Genomic DNA, 17,846 nt, shown 5'->3' with positions numbered 1-17,846 from the left:
ACGCTCATGAGCCGGACTCCAGCGCCATCGCCAGCCCACTGACCCGCTCCACCCGCCGCCCGAGCGCCTCGCGGATCACCGACTCACGGCTGTAGAGCAGTGTGAAGGACGACTTGGAGCGGGTGATGGCGGTATAGATCAGCTCGCGCGTCAGCACGGGATTGGACGCCTCGGGCAGCACCAGCGCGGTGTGGTTGAACTCCGAGCCCTGCGACTTGTGCACCGTCATGGCGAAGACGGTCTCGACCGCCTGCAGGCGGCTCGGCAGTATCCAGCGGATGGCGCCCGAGCCGTCGCCGGCCGGAAAGGCCACGCGCAGGACCAACCGGCCGGCGCTCCCGTCACGCCGGGACGGCACCCGGAGCGTGAGACCGATGTCTCCGTTCATCAGTCCCAGCGCATAGTCGTTGCGGGTGACGAGCACCGGGCGTCCCTCGAACCATTGACGCTCGCCGGCACCCGTGAGCGGCGCCTGTGCTCCCTGGCTCAGCAGATGCTGGATGCGCCGGTTCAGTCCCTCGACGCCCCAAGGCCCTTGGCGCAGGGGCGTGAGCAACTGGAAGCCGGCCTGAGCCTGGAGCACGGCGCGCGCCCAGTCGTCGAAGGCGTCGGGGCCGGCGTCGTCGCCGGGGCGCTCCCGGTGCAGGACCGCCAGATAGCCGGGCACCGGATCGAGACCGGCAGCACCGTGAGACGTCCGGCTCCCGCTGTCGCCGGTCGAATCCAGACCGTGCCAGTAACCGGCGCGCACCAGATGATCGAGCTGGGTGTCCGGCTCGCCGGTCAGGCGCAGGCGCCGCAGATGCCCGAGACCGGGATCAGTCTGGAGACTCGGGTCGGACTGGCGCTCGAAGAGCCGGTCGAGTGCGGCCAGCGGATCGCGCACCGGCCGGCCGTCCAGAACGCCGGCATTGACCAGCTCGGCCAGGGCGCCGATGCCGCCCTCGGCGCGGAAACGATAGCTGTGGCGCAGCATGGCGATGGCCTGATCCAGGGGGCGTCCGCTCGGATCGATCAGGTCGTCCGGCAAGCGCGCGCCCGTCACCCGTTGCAGCCAGTCGCGCGTCGGCGGGGTGTAATGGGCCTGACGCGCGCGCCGGCACAGATCGCCCAGCACCGCACCGGCCTCGACCGAGGCCAGCTGGTCCTTGTCGCCGAGGACGATCAGACGTGCGTCGGGACGCAGCGCCGCCAGCAGCGCCGACATCAGTTCCACGTCGATCATCGAAGCCTCGTCGACCACGACGATGTCGGCCGGCAGTGGCCGATCGGCGCCATAGCGGAAGTGGCGGCTGTCGGGCCGGGGGCCGAGCAGGCGATGGAGCGTGCCGGCCTCGGTCGGAATCGCCGCCCGCATCGCGCGGCCGCCCGGCAGCCGGTCGAAGGGAAGCTGATCGACCTGAGCGGCGATCGAGGCGTTGAGCCGCGCCGCCGCCTTGCCGGTCGGGGCGGCCAGACGGATGCGCAGGGGCGGACCGCCCGCCGTCAGCGCCAGTCCCTGTAGCAGCGCCAGCAGACGCACCACGGTGGTGGTCTTGCCGGTGCCGGGACCGCCGGTGATGACCGCGAATGCACGGCGCGCGGCCAGGGCGCAGGCGATCCGCTGCCAGGGGAGGGTATCGGTTCCGGGCGTGCCGGAGCCGTCCCCGGCGAAGAGCAGGTCGAGCAGGTCGCGCGTGGCGTCCTCGGGCAGCGGCACGGGTCGGCACAGACGCGCCGCGATGCCCGTGCGGATGCGTTGCTCATAGGTCCAGTAACGGCGCAGATAGAGCAGTGGACGCTCGGGGGCGCCGTCGAGGATCAGGGGCGGGTGTTCATGATTCGGGCGGGCGTCTGTGTCGGCTGCGGGTCGTGCAGGCAGGCCAGGATCGGACGCGAGACCGAGCCGATCCTCGATGGCGCCGCTGCGCGCCAGACGCGCGACCCAGTCGTCCAGGGTCAGGGGCGCGAGGAGGGCGGCCAGTTCCGTGCTCGGTCCGGGGGGCGGCGTCAGCCAGTCGCTCCGGTGTGTCAGCACGCTGTACGGCCGGTTCAGAGCGCCGGCCAGATCGAGACAGACGTGACCATGGCCGTTGCGTTCGCTGGTCAGGGCGATGGCCAGGAGCACGGCCGGATCGGTCTCGGGCGTCTGGTCGCGGATGAAGCGGGTCAGGGCCAGATCCAGGCGGCGCAAGGCGCCGGCCTCGGTCCAGGCGTCCAGACGGGACAGCAGTGCGTTCGCGTCCATCGGTCAGTCTCCTGCAAACAGTCGGTCGAGCGTCTCGATCAGTGCTCGATCCGGTCGGTCCATGAACAGTCCCTGGCTCGCGGCCTGTCCGCCGCGCAGAAAGACATAGATCGCCCCGCCGAGATGGCGGTCGTAGTCGTAGTCCGGCAGACGCGCCTTGAGCTGACGGTGCAGGGCGAGCAGGTAGAGGACGTATTGCAGATCGTAGCGCCGCTCGGCGATGGCCGCGCGCATGGCCTCCGGGCTGTAGGCGCTGTCATCGGGACCGAGCCAGTTGGATTTCCAGTCCAGCAGGTAATAGCGTCCCTGGTGTTCGAACACCAGATCGATGAAGCCTTTGAGCATCCCGTTGAGATAGGAGCCGGCGAGTTCGGGCCGTTCGCGGCCGTCGAGGGTGTGCCGGATGATCACCCGATCGAGCGCGCACAGGTCGACCCGGCTGGCCTCGATCCAGAACTCCAGCTCGACCTGATAGCGACGCGGATCGAGATCGGCGAGCCGCAGTTGTGGAACCGCGCCGTCGGGTGGAGCGAGCGCGTCGAGGTGCCAGGTGCGGTCGAGCAGTTCGATCAGCCACGCATCGAGCGGTTCGACCCAGTCGCTCAGCCGGCGGGAGGCGCAGCGTTGCGTGAGCATCCGGCGGCGGGCCTGGGCGGCTTCGAGCGCGGCAGCGAAGCCCGGTCGGGCCGGGCCGGTCGGGCGGGTCGGAGCACGCAGGTTCGCCGCCCACTCCAGAAGCCCATGCAGGAAGGTGCCGTAACGCCCGCCACGCGGGAAGTCGTGCAACCGGCCGGTGCCGAGCGAGCGGGTTTGCATCTCGGTCTCGGGTGTGCGTGTCTCGGCCAGTTCCTCGCGCACCGTCTCATCGTCGGCCGTTTCGACGGCGTCGGCCGGCGATACGGGTCTGGAGGTCTCGGACGCGGCCCATACGCCGGCCGCGAGATCTTCACTGTCGGCCAGGTGCGCGCCCCGGCTCAGCGCCGAGTAACTGCTGATCCACCAGGCACGCGGGCGCCAGTCGGGCGCGGGGCGGGCGCCTTCGAGTTCGACCTCCGCCTCGGCCTGATAGGGCGCGGGATCGGCGGCGGGCGGATCGATCAGGGTCACGCAGGACAGTCGGCGCAGTCGGGCGGACAGATCGCCGTTGCTGGTTCCCTGGGCCTCGCTCCCCGAACCCTCGGTTTCAGGCTGATCGTCCCCGGACCACTCGACCGTCTGGCCGTCGAGTCCGAGCAGATAACCGAGCGCCGAGTGTTCGAGATCCGAGATCGCCCCCAGCCCCAGCCAGTTGGCGTGACGTGCGCGCGTCAGGCCCACATAGAGCTTGCGCAGATCCTCGCCCAGACGCTCGCGGTCGGCCTGGGCGACGAGCGCGTCGTCTCCGCCCAGATGCACCTGGAGCCGATGCGCGGCGTCATGGGTCTTGAGCGGTCGATCCTTGGACTGGGTGCGCCGGCAGTCGGCGATGAAGGGCAGGAACACCAGCGGATATTCGAGTCCCTTGGATTTGTGGATGGTGACGACACGCACCAGACGCGCATCACTTTCGAGCCGCAGCTGACGCGCCTCGGCTGTCTCGCCGGTGGCCGCGTCACTGTCGGCGATCGCTTCTTCGAGAAAACGCACCAGCGCCTGTTCGCCGTCGAGTTCCTCGCTCGCGCGCTGGAGCAGTTCGCCCAGGTGCAGGAGATCCGTCATGGCCCGCTCGCCGTCCGTGGTTCCGAGCAGACGGGCGGCGATCCGGAACTCGCCGATCAGCCGGTAGAGCATGGGCAGGAATCCCTGACGACGCCAGCGTCCGTTGAGGTCGCGCAGCCGCTCGCCCTGGGTCTCCCAATGGAGTTCGTCGCGATTGAGCCGGTCCAGATCCGTCAAGCCCTGGCCGAGCAGGCGGGTGGCCAATGCCTGACGCATCAGCCGGTCGTCGAAGGGATCGGCGATGGCGCGCAGCAGCACCGCCAGATCGCGTGCGATTTGGGTGTCGAAGACGTTGCCGCGCTCGGAGAGGTAGACGCTGGCCACGTCGAGCCGGCGCAGCTCGGTGCGGATGGCGTCGGCTTCGTTGCGATTGTTGACCAGAACCGCCAGATCGCTGGGTTCGAGCGGACGTTCGCCGTCCTGACCCACAGGCAACAGGGCGCGTCCCGCCTGTCCGAGCCGCAGCAGCTCGGCGATGGCGCGGGCGGCGGCCTCGGCGGTGCGCGCGCGATAGGCGTCCTTGTTCAGCTTGCCGCTGGGGCCGGGCGGGATGACCCAGCCCTGGAGCGGCGGACAGGGCCGGCCGTCGATGGTCAGGGTGCGCTCGGCCTGATCGCGCGGTCGCGCGGGATGGAAGGGAACCGGGTTGCCCTGGCCGTCCGGTTCGCGAAACAGGAAGGCGCCGTGCGTGGCGGTGCGCTCGCCATGCTCGAAGAGGGCGTTGACCGCCGTGATCAGGCCGGTCGAGGAGCGATAGTTGACGTCCAGCGTGTAGTGACGGCCCTGGGTGGCGGCGCGCGCGATCAGATAGGTGTGGATGTCGGCGCCACGGAAGGCATAGATCGCCTGCTTGGGGTCGCCGATCATGAAGAATCCGGTCGCGGCGTGATTGGCCTGAATCTCGTAGATGGACGAGAAGATGCGGTACTGGAGCGGGTCGGTGTCCTGGAACTCGTCGACCAGGGCGACCGGGAACTGTCGGCGGATGGCGGCGGCGAGGCGTTCGCGAACCTCGCCCTGGAGCGCCTGATCGAGCCGGATCAGCAGGTCGTTCTGAGTCAGGATCGCGCTTTGGCGCTTCTCGCGCTCGACGTGGCTCTTGAGCCAGTGGACGGCGTGGGTCAGCAGATCCTCGGTGGGATCGGGCAGGGTGGTGAGTGTTTCATGCAGGTCGGCCAGCGCGCGGCAGGCCGGATCGTCGACCGGGGCCTTGGCGGGATCGTTCCAGATTTCGGCGATGGCCAGCGATGACATCCGTTGCCAGGACTGGCCGCCGAAGATGTCGGGTTCGGTCTGATCCGGCGTCTCCAGCCAGACCCGCAAGCCATCCAGCACCTTGGCGCGGTGGGTCTTGTTGAGCGAGGGTTGCTTGAAGGCCTTGTTCTTGACTGCCTGCTCGAAGAGTCGCTCCAGGGCGGCGATATGATCCTGCGTGCGCCAGTCGGTCTTGAGCGTGGCGATCGTGTGTCGGCGGGTCTCCAGACAGCGTCCGACGATCTCGTCCGGCGGGTCGGCGATCGGCGGCAGATACTCGGCCAGGGACAGCAGACCTCGGACCGCCTTGGCCAGATCCGATGGCTGCGACCACTGCTCCAGTATGGGTTCCAGACGCTCGGCGGGAAGTCCGAGCAGGAAGGTGCGCCAGTAGTCCTCGGCGGCGTGTTGCAGACGTTCGGCGTCGTCGTTCTCCAGCGTCTGCTCGAAGGCGTTGGCGCTGTCGAAGGCGTGTTCGCGCAGCATCCGGTAGCACCAGGCATGGATGGTCGAGATCGCCGCCTCATCCATCCATTCGGCGGCCAGTTCCAGGCGTCGGGCGGAGTGTGCGAGATCGCCGCCGGCCATCTGGTCGCGCAGGTCGAGCAGCAGGGGGTCGGATGAACCGGGTGACGACTGATTGCGAAAGACCAGTGAGGCTTCCACCAGTCGGCGGCGGATGCGGTCGCGCAGCTCTTCGGTCGCGGCATTGGTGAAGGTCACGACCAGGATCTCGGGCGGCATGAGCTGGCGAGCGAAGGCCGTTTCGCCGCCGTGCCCCAGGACCAGGCGCAGATAGAGCATGGCCAGGGTGAAGGTCTTGCCGGTGCCGGCGCTGGCCTCGATCAGACGCGAGCCGTGCAGGGGGACTTCGAGCGGGTTCAGTCGCTGGATCGTGGTATTCATCGGTCGTCAACAGTGTCCAATATAGTGCGACGGCCTGCTGCGCTTGCTGTCGCTTCCACGGTTTTTGTCTTGTGTCCCGGAGCGTTGCATCGAAGGCGGTGTGGATTAAGCGATGGGGGAATCCTGTTGGTACTTCCGGCAAAAGTCCAGATAGAACCGCAACCGGCTGCGAAAATATGGCTGATGATTCTCCGCTATTCTGGTGGTGGTCAAGGATGAATCGAAGTGGGACGCTAGAGCTGGATGGATATCCGCATCGGCAAAACGCTGCGGGATAAACTGTGCTTTACGGATGTTATCCCGCAGAACTGTTTTTATCCATGGCCATATTGTCAAATCTGCATTTCGTGTGTTAGGTTAGCCCGAAACCATCCAATCACTGGTTATGTGTAGAAGCCCAGTTCATGCATGACCATACAAACATTTACCAAGAAAATGATAACAGGTTTGGATAAACTAGATGCTATAGCCACAAAATTTAGTAAAAATCAAAACAGACTGCTAGACAAGATACAACACTTAACTGGGAAAGAAGTTGCAATTGCTCTTGTTGGCATGCAAGGAGTCAAAAACACTTCTCAAGCTGAAATAGAAGTTGTTGCAAACATAATTTCAATTTTTGATACACTAACAGTAGAAAATATAGAGGAATCTCCGAGATCCGTAGTAATCAATGGAACTTATCTAAAGAGTTACGTAGTCGAAATAATACCTCAGTATTTATCGCATAAATATTCGATTGATCTAGTGATGGTGCTGTATTTGAGTGGCAGAACGGTACGCATAGCATCACTCGGAGTAGAATATGATGGTCATGATGCGCACTATATCGAACATAAAATTAAAAAATCCTACAGAAGAGATTCAGAAATATTAGGGAGTAGCGGAATACCACTAATAAAATTATCACCAGAACAAAAAGACAACTTAGCTGAGACAAAAAAGAATATTCGCAAGTACTTCAAACATAAGATTAAAGAATATGAAGCCATCAAAACCCATACCCTTAGTAAATGCATTAGGGATAATCGCATATGCACTGAGCGTCTTACTTACGTATGCCTCGTTTGCGAAGGTCTCGGTTCGTTAGCTAATGTTTTCTGTAGCGAGTGTGACGGAGTAGGACGAACAAATAATGTAAATATCGACTTAACAAAACACGAATGCTTCGATTGCCCTGATTGCAAACTGACTAAAGCTAGGTCTTGCCGTACATGCCTAGGTAGAGGGTGGTTGGATAGAGAGAAAGCTATAGCTTGGCAAAGACGGCATGATGCAGAAAACACATAACAAGGCCGTAAACTCGGACGCATTTTTCGTTCGCTACGCTCACTACAAATGCGCCGGTTACGGCATCTCATTACACACATCTTCATAAGTCATGAGATTCCCTGGCGAATTTGATTCCGGCGGCCACGTCTCTGATGCGCTGCAAACCGAGCCAAATGGTTTTTACACCGGGTTCGCCGTCGCCCTTGCGTCCGAGAAAACCGCCCTGGCGGGCGATCAAGCGCAGCACGTCGTTGAGTCGCGGGGGCTGCTTGGGTACGGGCTTCTTGGCCAGGATGTAGGCCGCTTGCCACTCCTCGGGTTCGAGCAGCAGCGAGGCCTCCAGGTCAGGCACCGTGCGTCCCAGGCGCATCAATCGTGCGATGCGCCATCCCACCACCAGAAACAGCGCGAAAGCGCGTTCCAAGCGCTCGACAGTGCCCAGTTGCAGGGCCTCGACCCGACAGCCTTCCTTGAGCACCAAGAACAGCAACTCGATTTCCCAGCGCGCCCGGTACCATTCGATCAGTTCGACGACGGCCTCGAGCGTGTCGGCTCGACGGTTGGTCAGCAGACGCCATTCGATCGGTTTGACGCCCTTGGGGGCCTCAATTTCACGCGCGATCACGCCGGTGACCTCAAGGTGACCTTGGCGCCGGTCCGAGAGGCTCACCCGCTGCGCATAGAGTTCCTGGCGCACCGTTCGGGCGGTGCGCCCGCGTCCAGGCGGCACGGTGAAGCGCACCTCCCCGAGCGGTTCAGTGTCCAGCACACGTCCCCACAGCTTCTGGCCCTCGCCACCGGGCAACGCGCGGTTATGCTTGGCGCGCAACAGCCAATCGGCGGGGGTTGCCAAATCCCGAGCGCGCACCATCAGGTCCAGTATGTCGGCCTCACGATCGGCCACATAGACCAGGCGGGTGTCGGGCAACTCCCTGGCCAGGTCCGCCACCCGTTCATAGCCTTCTTTCCAGCGCACACTCTCGGGGCCTCCCGGACGCTGGCCGTCGGCGTCTTTTGGCTCGCGGGCCCACATCCAGGCATCCAGGACACCCAACGGTTCGCGCTCGGGCGTCACCGCGTAGGTCGGATGCAGGTACATCCCGCGCTGGGCCTCGTAGCTCAAGGGACCAAGTCCTTTGATCGTCTGGCCGTTGAAGTCCAGCTCCGTGGTGTCCTGCAGACACAGCACCACCGGATAGGCCGCCATGCGCCTCTGCGTGCACTGACGATGCGGCTCCAGAATGTCGAGCCAGTCGTAGCGTTCACTGCCGAGAAACCGATAGGCCGCCTGCGTCTCCGCCCAGCCGTTGCAGGCCCCAGGAATACTCGCCGTCGGATGCTCGGCCAGGCGCTCGATCAAGTGGATCGCACGCCGGTCGCGGCGCGTGTCGCCCAGATCAATCGAGGCCAATTCTTCCGACGCCCAGCCCATCGTGTGCTCCAACATGTCTCAGAAAAACAGTTCGCTATCGTACACTTAAAGTTCTGTGTAATGGGATGCGGTTACGGCTGCCGTTACATTTACAAGTCATCCAGAAGACAGATAAATCAAGGAAAACAAATGAAGATCGAAGATGCAATTGATATCGCATTGCATAATATAGCGAAGCATGGAGATACCGATGTTTTTCCTTTTCCATTTGAGACGCATCTATTTTTTGATAACCATGCTGAATGCAAAAAAATCCTCTTAGATATTCATGCAAATTTTGACAACTATATGGCCCAATCTCCCCCTTCAACATTAGACACATTAACACAAGTGGGATATACAGGGTTTAGATGGGCCACGCAAATTGAGCCTTTCTGGAATGCATATTACCTTGCTTTGGTTGTATCAATCGCAGAAGAAATTGAATCTTCCAGAGTTCCTATAGAAAAAGAATCCGTTTTTTCCTATCGATATGAATGGGATCAGAATACAGCAAAAATTTTCAAACCTAGCACTTGGGGTGATTATAAAAAGAAAAGTTTGGAAATAAGTCATGATTACCAATATGTTGTCGTAACCGATATTGCTGATTTCTACCCGAGAATATATCACCATCGAATCGACAATGCTTTGCGAAGGCTACCTAAGGCTGGTGAAACTCCAAAGAAAATAATGGATTTACTGTTTTCGTTTTCTAAAAACGTATCCTATGGCCTTCCTGTCGGGGGGCCTGCATCTCGAATTTTGGCCGAGTTAGCTTTAGTAACAACAGATCTTCAGCTATCACGCAGAAACATTAAATTCTGCAGGTACGCAGACGACTATTCTATTTTTTGCAACAGCAAATCTGATGCATATAAAGTCTTGGTTCTGTTGTCCGAAAAATTACACAATGAAGGTCTATCCTTACAGAAAAAGAAAACTAAGATTATTACGACTGAGGAATTTAGAGAAACGTCAAGGATGCTTGATCCGGCAGATAAGACAAACCCACTCGCAGAAGAAGAGCAAAAATTGCTCAACATCTCATTGCGTTACGACCCCTACTCAGATACCGCTGATGAAGATTATGAAGCTTTAAAAGCAGCTATAAACAATGTGGATATTATTGGGATATTGGGGCGGGAGGTCTCAAAAACCACAATAGATGCAACTGTAACTAAGCAGGCCATTAATGCAATTTACGCACTAGAACCACATGAAAAATATGGTGCTATATCTACATTATTACAAACGGAAAATCTATCCGTTCTTTCACCCGTATTTGTTCTAGTAATGAGAGCTGTAAAAGGAGTTTATGATGATATCCCCGATTATGGGCAGGAGTATATTGATAGGCAGCTAGTTTCGCTTTATGAGTCTGAATCGGAACTCCTGAGTGTGGATTTAAACATCAGCTACTATGTGCTAGCTTTATCAAAACGAAGATCGCTGGCAAAAGAAGAGATACTTATCGACATCTTCGACAATACCACAAAGCCCTTAATTAAAAGGCAGGTAATAATGGTTATGGCAAGCTGGGGTTGTTACTATTGGTTAACTGACGTAAAGGGACACTACAGTGGGTTTACTGAATGGGAAAAAAGAGCACTCATAATTGCGTCGTATGCTTTGGGTGACGAAGGAAAGCACTGGCGAACTCACACGAAAGATACGTGGCGACCTCAAGAAATATTAATAAGAGATTGGTATTCCTCTAGAAGCCAAAAAAACATGAAATTCCCGATATGATTTCTGAAAAAAATATAGCTACAAATTTTAAAGGTTTTTGGAATGAATGCTTGCCTCTCTTAACTCCAGCATTTGTTAGGGTATTCAATGAGGCAAGCTTAGATGATCTTACAGAGCGCCCAAGCACCAAGATTATAAGGGTTCCAATAAGCCCTTATGTTGAAAAGCATGATTTAGTTGCAGAGTTCTCTTTTCAACTTGCAAAGCTAGCCCATGAAAGTTCTCTATGGATAGATGAAATCAGGCCCGATAAAAAAAAGATAAAAGAAGCATATGACAAAACCGTTTCATTTTTGCAAAGATACAAGAACGATGATGGGGAGATAGTTTTATGTGAAGAGGAAATAAATGAGTCCTTGTTAATTGCCGAGCAATACGATTACTTTATAGATATGCAGAAGAGCAGCGAGGTCGAGTTTAGTCCAGCAATTTGCGGCGCAGGATTTTTAGGCGTATGCAAAGCAGATCTTTCAATTGATGACACACTGTATGAGGTTAAAACAGTATCTCGCAACATATCCGGCCAGGACATTAAGCAGCTACTTATTTATCTAGCGTTGCAGTTTTCGACTGGGCAGCGACGCTGGACTCATGCTGGATTCTATAATCCAAGAAAAGCACAGTGCTTTAGATTTTCTGTTGATCATCTGATATTTAGAACGTCAGGTGGCAAAGCAACTTCAGAGTTATTCTCTGATATCATAGACTTTCTTGGTAGTCGAGGAGTTGAACTTGATACTGCATTCTGAAAAATGTAACAAGCCGAAGCACTCGGACCTCGCTAAGCTCGACCGGTGTTCGATGCGTTATGCGTAGCATGTCAAGTCCCCTGAGATTGTAGACACGTTTTTTGAAGAGTTCGAAGCGCTTGTCGCGCTAATCTTTGAGTGTTTGTATCATGACGTCGTTAGCCCCAGCTCCACCGGACAGTGCAAGGTTTGTCCATTCAGGAGCCGACGAAGACTTGCTCATTTTGCGATTCCCAAGAACACGGCCAGGCAACGCTCAACCTCCACCATCGCATTGGCATCAATGCGCCCAAAAGCCGCGCCGATCTTGTCGCGCTTCACCGTTACAGCCTTGTCCAACATCACCTGCAATGGCTTTTGCAAACCATTTTCCGTGCTGGGCTCAATGGTGATGCGCAACAGCGGTGCGGCAACGAGCACGCTGGTCAGCGGCAACACAGTCACAGTCGCGTGCTCATTGAACTGGTCGGCCTGGATCACCAGAGCAGGTCGAGGCTTGCCGAAGTCGCCTTGCATGGCGACGGTCACTAAGTCGCCGCGCATCAATCAGTCCAACCATCCAGGTCAGACAAGACGTCATCCAGGAACTGCGGCATGTCCGTGTCGGCCATGTCCGCTTGAGAGACAAGGCGAGACTGGCGGCGGCATTCTTCGGCAAAGTCCGGTCGTCGCGTATCGGGCACCCAAATCTGCACCAGACGAAGCCCGGACCTGCGTAGCGCGTCACGGTGCTTTTGAACTCTTGCATCGATATGAGTGGTTGCCATACGGATCTCCCACTAGCGGCTGATCGTCGTGCGCAGACCGCCATAGAGCCGATGCGCCCAGCGCGCGAACTCCACCCCGGACCAGAGCGCCTCGAAGCTGTCGTAACAGCGACCGACATAGGCGTTGTATGTGTGATCCAGATCGAAGGCTTGAAGGGCCGCGTTCCAGGCCTTGAGTTCCTCGGGCGCCGTGCCATCCTCCAGGGTCTCGGGACCGTCCTTGTCGAGCCAGGCCATGCCGGCGTTGAGCGCAACCGGCAACGGCCGCTGCATCCCCTCCCACCAGACGACGAGCAGCGCTTCGAGCCGCTCGCGGGCCTCATCGACGGGCACAGGTTCCAGACGCGCATCGCCTGAAGGCGTCAGCAGGCGGGTCGTGACCGGCTCACCATCGAGCTGAGCCGCCAGATGCCGCACCCAGGCGCGCAGTGTATTGCGCCACTGATAATGCTTGTCCTTGGTCAGCCCGCTGGTTTGCAGAATGATCTGACCGCGCCCATCGTCGCCCTCGCGCAGATCGCTCAACACATCTTCCAGCACCAGCCGACCGGCCGGTACATTGACCTCCACCATGACCGGAATCGGACGATCGAGCCTCCGGGGCCATTCGCTCAGAGCCGCATCCCAGGCGGCATGGAGAACCGGCAGATAGGCGATGACCGTCCGCCCCAGACGCTCGCCCAGACTCCCGTCCGGCAGCCGCCCCTGAGCCTGGAAGCGCGCAATACCCGCCTGCAAACGCTGCTCCAGCGCCGGCCTGTCCAGCCCCGGCTCGAAGGTCCGGCTGATCAGTTCGTCCTTGATCTGCCAGTCCCCGAGACCGTCGAGCGCGAAGGTCTCCACATCGGGCGGTGCCACAACCTCGCCCGGCGCCTTGATCCGCAAGCGCTGATCGAACAACGCCATGATCGGATCGCGCAGAAAGCCCTGGAGTTGATCGAGATCGACCGGCGTTTCGGGCAACCAGGGCGCAAGCCGCTCGGCGCTGACCTCCGTCGTTCCGGCACCATCGTGCACCGCCCGCCACTCGCGCGCATAGGTGAAGAGCGTCTTCGCCCGCCCCGGCTCGAAATAGCCGCGCCCGAACGGCTGGAGCGGATGCACGCTGGTCAGCGCGGCAAGCAGCCGGGCGCCGTCGCCATCGGGCCGACGCCAGCCGGCCGCCAGATGATCGCGCAACTGTCCGACCAGCACCGAGGGCGGACGCTCGCTGTTGTCGCGGATGCCGCGCCCGACCCAGCCGATGACCAGCTTCTCGCGCGCCGACAGCAACGCTTCCAGAAACAGATAGCGGTCGTCCTCACGCCGCGAGCGATCTCCCGGCCGATAGTCGCCGGCCATCAGATCGAAGTCGGCCGGCACGCGCCGACGCGGATAGTCGCCATCGTTCATGCCCAGCAGCCAGATCTGGCGGAAGGGAATGGCGCGCATCGGCATCAGGGTCGCGAAGTTGACCGCCCCGCCCAGGAAGCGCTGCGTCAGGCTCGGCCGATCGAGCCGGGCCAGGAGCGAATCGCGGACGATCTCCAGTGCGATGGGTTCCGCGCCCAGACCCCCCTGGACGCAGTCGGCCTCCCAGGCGTCGAGTTCGAGCAGGATACGCGCGAGCGTGACCCCATCGGACTCGCTCGTTTCCATGAAGAAATCGTCCAGCAGGGCGCTGATCAGGGCGCTCCAGCCGGCCGGCGTGCGCGGCTCGGTCAGACACTGCCAGTAGGCTTCCAGCCGTTCGAGCAACTGCGCCAACGGTCCCAGGAGCGCCGCCTCCAGTCCGCCGACCTCGTCGTGCGGCTCGATGTCGCGCCAGGGTCCGGCGTCACCGCTGGCGAATCCCAGCAGCAGCCGGCGCAGTCCGAAGCGCCAGGTGTTCTGCTCCAGCCCCTCGGGCAGCCCGAGACTGGCACGCTGGGCCGCATCCAGCCCCCAGCGCACATTGGCCCCGGCGATCCACAGGCGCAGGCGCGGCAGATCAGGCTCGTCGAGACTGAAGCGCGTGCGCAGGGCCGGGATGTCGAGCAGGTCGAGCAGCTCGCTGACGGCGAAGCGGGCGCGCGGCAGATTCAGCAGATGCTCCAGACCGATGACCAGCGGGTTGCGATGACGCTGCCCCTGATCGGTGATCTGGAACGGGATGGCGCGCCGGTCGTCGGGGTCGAAGCGGCCGAAGACGGCCTGGATGTGCGGGGCATGGACGGCGATGTCCGGCACCATCACCAGCACCTCGCGCGGCTGGAGCGGACGGTCGGTGCGTGCCGAGCGCTCGAACGCATCGAGCAGCCGGTCGTGCAGGATCTCGATCTCGCGCTGCGGACTGTGGGCGACGATGAACTCCAGACTGCGGTCGTGCTCGGGGTCGATGACGGTCCGCTGGTCCTGGCGTTCGTGGAGCGGACGCAGCTCCAGGATGTCGTCCTGCAACTGGTGCAGCAGGCTGCCGGTGCCGGGAGAGGCGAACAGGTCGATCCCCTGATCGCGGGCGGTGAGTCCCTGGAAATAGGCTTCGTAGCGGCGCCGCTCGTCCTGCTCGTCGAGCAGGCGGATATAGTCGCGTCCCTGTTTGCCCCAGGCCGCAAGCAGCGGATGGCCGTTGAGATGGAGCCGGCTCTCGTCGAGGTTCTCGGGCACTTTGCGTGCCGTCTGACGCCGGTAGGGATGGCGGAACAGATCCCGCCCTTCGATGATATCGCCCCAATAATGCCGGCATGGATTGAGCACGAACAGCATCACCTGGCACACGGGCGCGATCGCCTCCAGCGCCTCCAGCATCTGGCGCGGCAGCGAGGAGAGACCGAAGACGATGACCCGGCGCGGCAGCTCGACCGAACGCAGAGCCGCGATCCGCGTCGGGTCCGCGTCCTGACCGGCCCTGGTACGCTCCAGAAAGACCCGATGGACCTCGGCGCGGCTGGCATGACGCAGCGGCGGATCGTCCGGGCCATGCTCGGCGTCCACGTCGGCCTGGAGCGCACGCCACAACACCGGCTGCCAGTCCTGACCCACGGGAATCGACCGCCGCTCGCCGTTCGGGCGGATCAGGACATCACGCCCCTGACTCCAGGCCTCCAGCCAGTCGGCCCGATAGACCTGATACTGATCGAACAGGTCCGCGAGCCGTTCGGCGAGCTGATAGCGCCGGCGCGGGGCGGCCTCCTGGCCATCGACCGCGAGAAAGCCGCGCAGCGGGTCGAGCGCATCGAAGCGGGTGTCGCTCGACTGGAGCGGCGCCACCCCTGTGAGCCGTTCGAGCAGACGATACAGCCGCCAGGTCAGCGGAGCCTTGTCGAAGGGCGAGGTCTCGGGCAGATCGCCGAGCACGGCGCGGTAGACGCGCCAGATGAAACGCGCCGGCAACATCACGTCCAGTGCGGCGGCGATTCCCTGGCCCCCCGTGATGGCATCACGGTCGTCAGACGTTGGCGTGGCGGCCAGAGCCAGCTTGAGCCACTGCGCGATGCCGTTGCTCTGCACCAGGATGGTTTCGTTCTCCAGCGGCGCGAGCGGATGACGGTGCATCCAGGCCACCAGCAATCCTCGCAACTCCTCCAGCCGGTTGCCCTGGATCAGCATGAAGCCGGTCGGCCAATCGGCCGCTGGGGAGAGATCTTCAGGGTGCATGGTTCGATCCGGTGCGGTTCGAGTCGTGGAGCCGGCGTCTCAGGCCCGGCCGCCGTGCTCCACGATCCTGTTGTGCGGGTCCGTTCGGTCAGGCCGCGCGGCGCGCCCAGGGCAGCATGCGCTCCAGGGCGTGATCACGCAGGATGTACTGGTGCCACAGTGCGGCCGCCACATGCAGACCGACGAGACAGTAGAGCAGGATCTCCATGGGCTGGCCGTGCAGGATGTGCATGAGATCGTTCAGTGCCGGTACCTCGCCAATGGGCGAGGGGATCTGGAACAGCCCGAAGAATTCGGCGGATCGATCCTTCGAAGCCACACGCAGAAAACCCGAAATGGGGATCAGCAGGGTCGCCAGATTGAGCAGGACATGGAACGCCTTGCCGGCGAACTGGAGGATGCGCCACTGGGAGACCGGCTCAGGTTTGCCGACCAGCCGCGACCAGCCGATCCGGGCGATCACCACGACAAAGATCAGGAGACCGAGCGAGATGTGCAGCTTGATCGACGACAGATGCAGCGCGGATGTATCAGGTGTGAGGTCGTGTATGTAGAAAGTGGTGATGAGTCCAATCAGCAGCGCCACCACGAGCCAGTGGAAGAGCTGGGAGATCAGGTCATAGTGCTGGGTTTGTGCGTGTTGTGGCATGGCGTGTCGATCCTGTGAGTGGATGAGCATTGAGTGGAACGTCATGGAAGGCCAATGATCGCATACGAATCGACAGAAATGATGGATCGTCCAGTGCTCAAACCGGCTCCAGCGCCATGTTCACCCGGCCGCCCGTTGCGAAAACGCAATTCGCGTAACACGCAAGACCCCCTGAGCCGTCCGGCCGTAGTAGAATGCGTGGCTCGACCCATGGTTTTTCACCACACTCAGATCGAGCCCGATTCATGACCCAGCTGCAAAACGACACCTTCCTGCGCGCGCTGCTGCGCGAACCCGTTGACTACACGCCGGTTTGGATGATGCGCCAGGCCGGACGCTATCTGCCCGAGTACCGCGCCACGCGCGCCAAGGCCGGCAGCTTCATGGATCTGTGCAAGAATCCGGAGCTGGCCTGCGAGGTCACGCTCCAGCCGCTCGACCGCTACCCGCTCGACGCCGCCATCCTGTTCTCGGACATCCTGACCGTGCCCGACGCCATGGGGCTGGGTCTGTACTTCTCCGAAGGCGAGGGTCCGCATTTCGAGCGCCCGATCCGCACGGCCGCCGATGTCGACCAACTGCCGATCCCGGACCCGGAAGGCGAGCTGAAGTACGTGATGGACGCCGTCTCCACCATTCGTGGCGCCCTGAACGGCCGGGTGCCGCTGATCGGCTTCTCCGGCAGCCCCTGGACCCTGGCGACCTACATGGTCGAGGGCGGCGGCAGCAAGAACTTCTCCAAGATCAAGGCGATGATGTTCGACCAGCCGGCGCTGCTGCACCGTCTGCTGGAGAAGGTCGCCGACTCGGTGACGACCTATCTCAACGCCCAGGTCGCGCGCGGTGCGCAGGCGACCATGATCTTCGACACCTGGGGCGGCTCGCTGGCGCCGGCCAACTATCGCGAGTTCTCGCTGGCCTACATGCAGCGCGTGGTCGAGGGTCTGACCCGCGAGGCCGAGGGGCGCAAGGTGCCGGTGATCCTGTTCACCAAGAACGGCGGTCAGTGGCTGGGCGACATGGCCAAGACCGGCTGTGACGCGCTCGGCGTCGACTGGACCACGGATCTGGCCGATGCGCGCCGACTGGTCGAGGATCGGGTTGCGCTCCAGGGCAACATGGACCCCTGCACCCTCTACGCCTCGCCCGAGCGCATCCGCGAAGAGGTCGCGCGCGTCCTGGCCAGCTACGGTCACGGCTCGGGCCATGTCTTCAACCTGGGCCACGGCATCACCCCGGACGTCGATCCCGAGCGCCCGGCGGCCATGATCTCTGCCGTGCACGAGCTCAGCCGCGCCTATCACGCCTGATCCCGAGCCGATGACGGCGGCCTTGTCGGCCGCCGAGTCTTCAAATACCGGGCGATGCCGGTGACCGACCGGCAGGCCCGGTATGTTCCCCTGCTACGGAAACCTGCCCGCCGAGCGCTGACCCGACGCGGTCATGGGTGTATCGGCGAGATTTTCAGTACGCCGCTGCCGTGTGCGCCATACTGAGTCCGTGGACTTGTCTGAGCGTGTGCTCCACCTTACATCCAAGTCATCGG

11 protein-coding genes are annotated in these 17,846 nt (G+C 61.1%); 4 read left to right on the top strand and 7 right to left on the bottom strand.

The window, feature by feature from the left end; translation table 11 throughout:
• Positions 1–4 precede the first annotated feature (4 nt).
• Positions 5–2,227 (bottom strand): exodeoxyribonuclease V subunit alpha, encoded by a 2,223-nt coding sequence (gene recD, locus ALVIN_RS15445; RefSeq protein ID WP_012972262.1) that lies wholly within the window; start codon positions 2,225–2,227, stop codon positions 5–7.
• A 3-nt stretch (positions 2,228–2,230) separates the two neighbouring features.
• Positions 2,231–6,085 carry an exodeoxyribonuclease V subunit beta gene (gene recB / locus ALVIN_RS15440; protein ID WP_012972261.1) on the bottom strand — a complete coding sequence of 1,285 codons (3,855 nt, stop codon included), beginning with the start codon at positions 6,083–6,085 and terminating at the stop codon, positions 2,231–2,233.
• 408 nt (positions 6,086–6,493) lie between these two features.
• Between recB and ALVIN_RS17685 the strand changes: the two genes are divergently transcribed.
• Entirely contained in the window at positions 6,494–7,375 is an 882-nt protein-coding gene (locus ALVIN_RS17685) for a hypothetical protein (protein ID WP_012972260.1), read from the top strand.
• A gap of 82 nt (positions 7,376–7,457) precedes the next feature.
• Here the strand turns inward: ALVIN_RS17685 and ALVIN_RS15435 are convergent, their stop codons facing one another.
• Positions 7,458–8,789 carry an IS4 family transposase gene (locus tag ALVIN_RS15435; protein ID WP_012969763.1) on the bottom strand — a complete coding sequence of 444 codons (1,332 nt, stop codon included), beginning with the start codon at positions 8,787–8,789 and terminating at the stop codon, positions 7,458–7,460.
• A gap of 129 nt (positions 8,790–8,918) precedes the next feature.
• On the opposite strand from ALVIN_RS15435, the gene ALVIN_RS17290 reads away from it, so the two are divergent.
• Positions 8,919–10,520, top strand: a complete 1,602-nt coding sequence (locus ALVIN_RS17290; RefSeq protein WP_223295232.1) for an RNA-directed DNA polymerase — start codon at positions 8,919–8,921, stop codon at positions 10,518–10,520.
• Positions 10,517–11,269 carry a hypothetical protein gene (locus ALVIN_RS17680; protein WP_012972258.1) on the top strand — a complete coding sequence of 251 codons (753 nt, stop codon included), beginning with the start codon at positions 10,517–10,519 and terminating at the stop codon, positions 11,267–11,269. Before ALVIN_RS17290 ends, ALVIN_RS17680 begins: the two co-directional genes overlap by 4 nt.
• Before the next feature lie 219 nt (positions 11,270–11,488).
• Here ALVIN_RS17680 and ALVIN_RS15430 read toward each other — a convergent pair whose 3' ends face one another.
• The 4 genes from ALVIN_RS15430 to ALVIN_RS15415 form a co-directional block, all read right to left on the bottom strand.
• Positions 11,489–11,812 carry a type II toxin-antitoxin system PemK/MazF family toxin gene (locus ALVIN_RS15430; RefSeq protein ID WP_012972257.1) on the bottom strand — a complete coding sequence of 108 codons (324 nt, stop codon included), beginning with the start codon at positions 11,810–11,812 and terminating at the stop codon, positions 11,489–11,491.
• Positions 11,812–12,036 carry an antitoxin MazE family protein gene (locus ALVIN_RS15425; protein WP_012972256.1) on the bottom strand — a complete coding sequence of 75 codons (225 nt, stop codon included), beginning with the start codon at positions 12,034–12,036 and terminating at the stop codon, positions 11,812–11,814. The genes ALVIN_RS15430 and ALVIN_RS15425 overlap by 1 nt, the downstream gene beginning before the upstream one ends.
• Before the next feature lie 12 nt (positions 12,037–12,048).
• A complete protein-coding gene (gene recC / locus ALVIN_RS15420) occupies positions 12,049–15,651 on the bottom strand; it encodes an exodeoxyribonuclease V subunit gamma (protein ID WP_012972255.1) in 3,603 nt (1,200 codons plus the stop codon).
• A gap of 88 nt (positions 15,652–15,739) precedes the next feature.
• Positions 15,740–16,300: a cytochrome b gene (locus ALVIN_RS15415; RefSeq protein ID WP_012972254.1), complete on the bottom strand. Its 561-nt coding sequence runs from the start codon at positions 16,298–16,300 to the stop codon at positions 15,740–15,742.
• Positions 16,301–16,545: 245 nt separating this feature from the next.
• Between ALVIN_RS15415 and hemE the strand changes: the two genes are divergently transcribed.
• Positions 16,546–17,610 (top strand): uroporphyrinogen decarboxylase, encoded by a 1,065-nt coding sequence (hemE, locus tag ALVIN_RS15410; protein WP_012972253.1) that lies wholly within the window; start codon positions 16,546–16,548, stop codon positions 17,608–17,610.
• Positions 17,611–17,846 lie beyond the last annotated feature (236 nt).

This window comes from Allochromatium vinosum DSM 180 (assembly GCF_000025485.1).
Classification (GTDB): Bacteria; Pseudomonadota; Gammaproteobacteria; order Chromatiales; family Chromatiaceae; genus Thermochromatium; species Thermochromatium vinosum.
Note: the sequence above shows the minus strand (reverse complement) of the source record. Positions and strands in the feature narration are given on the sequence as shown.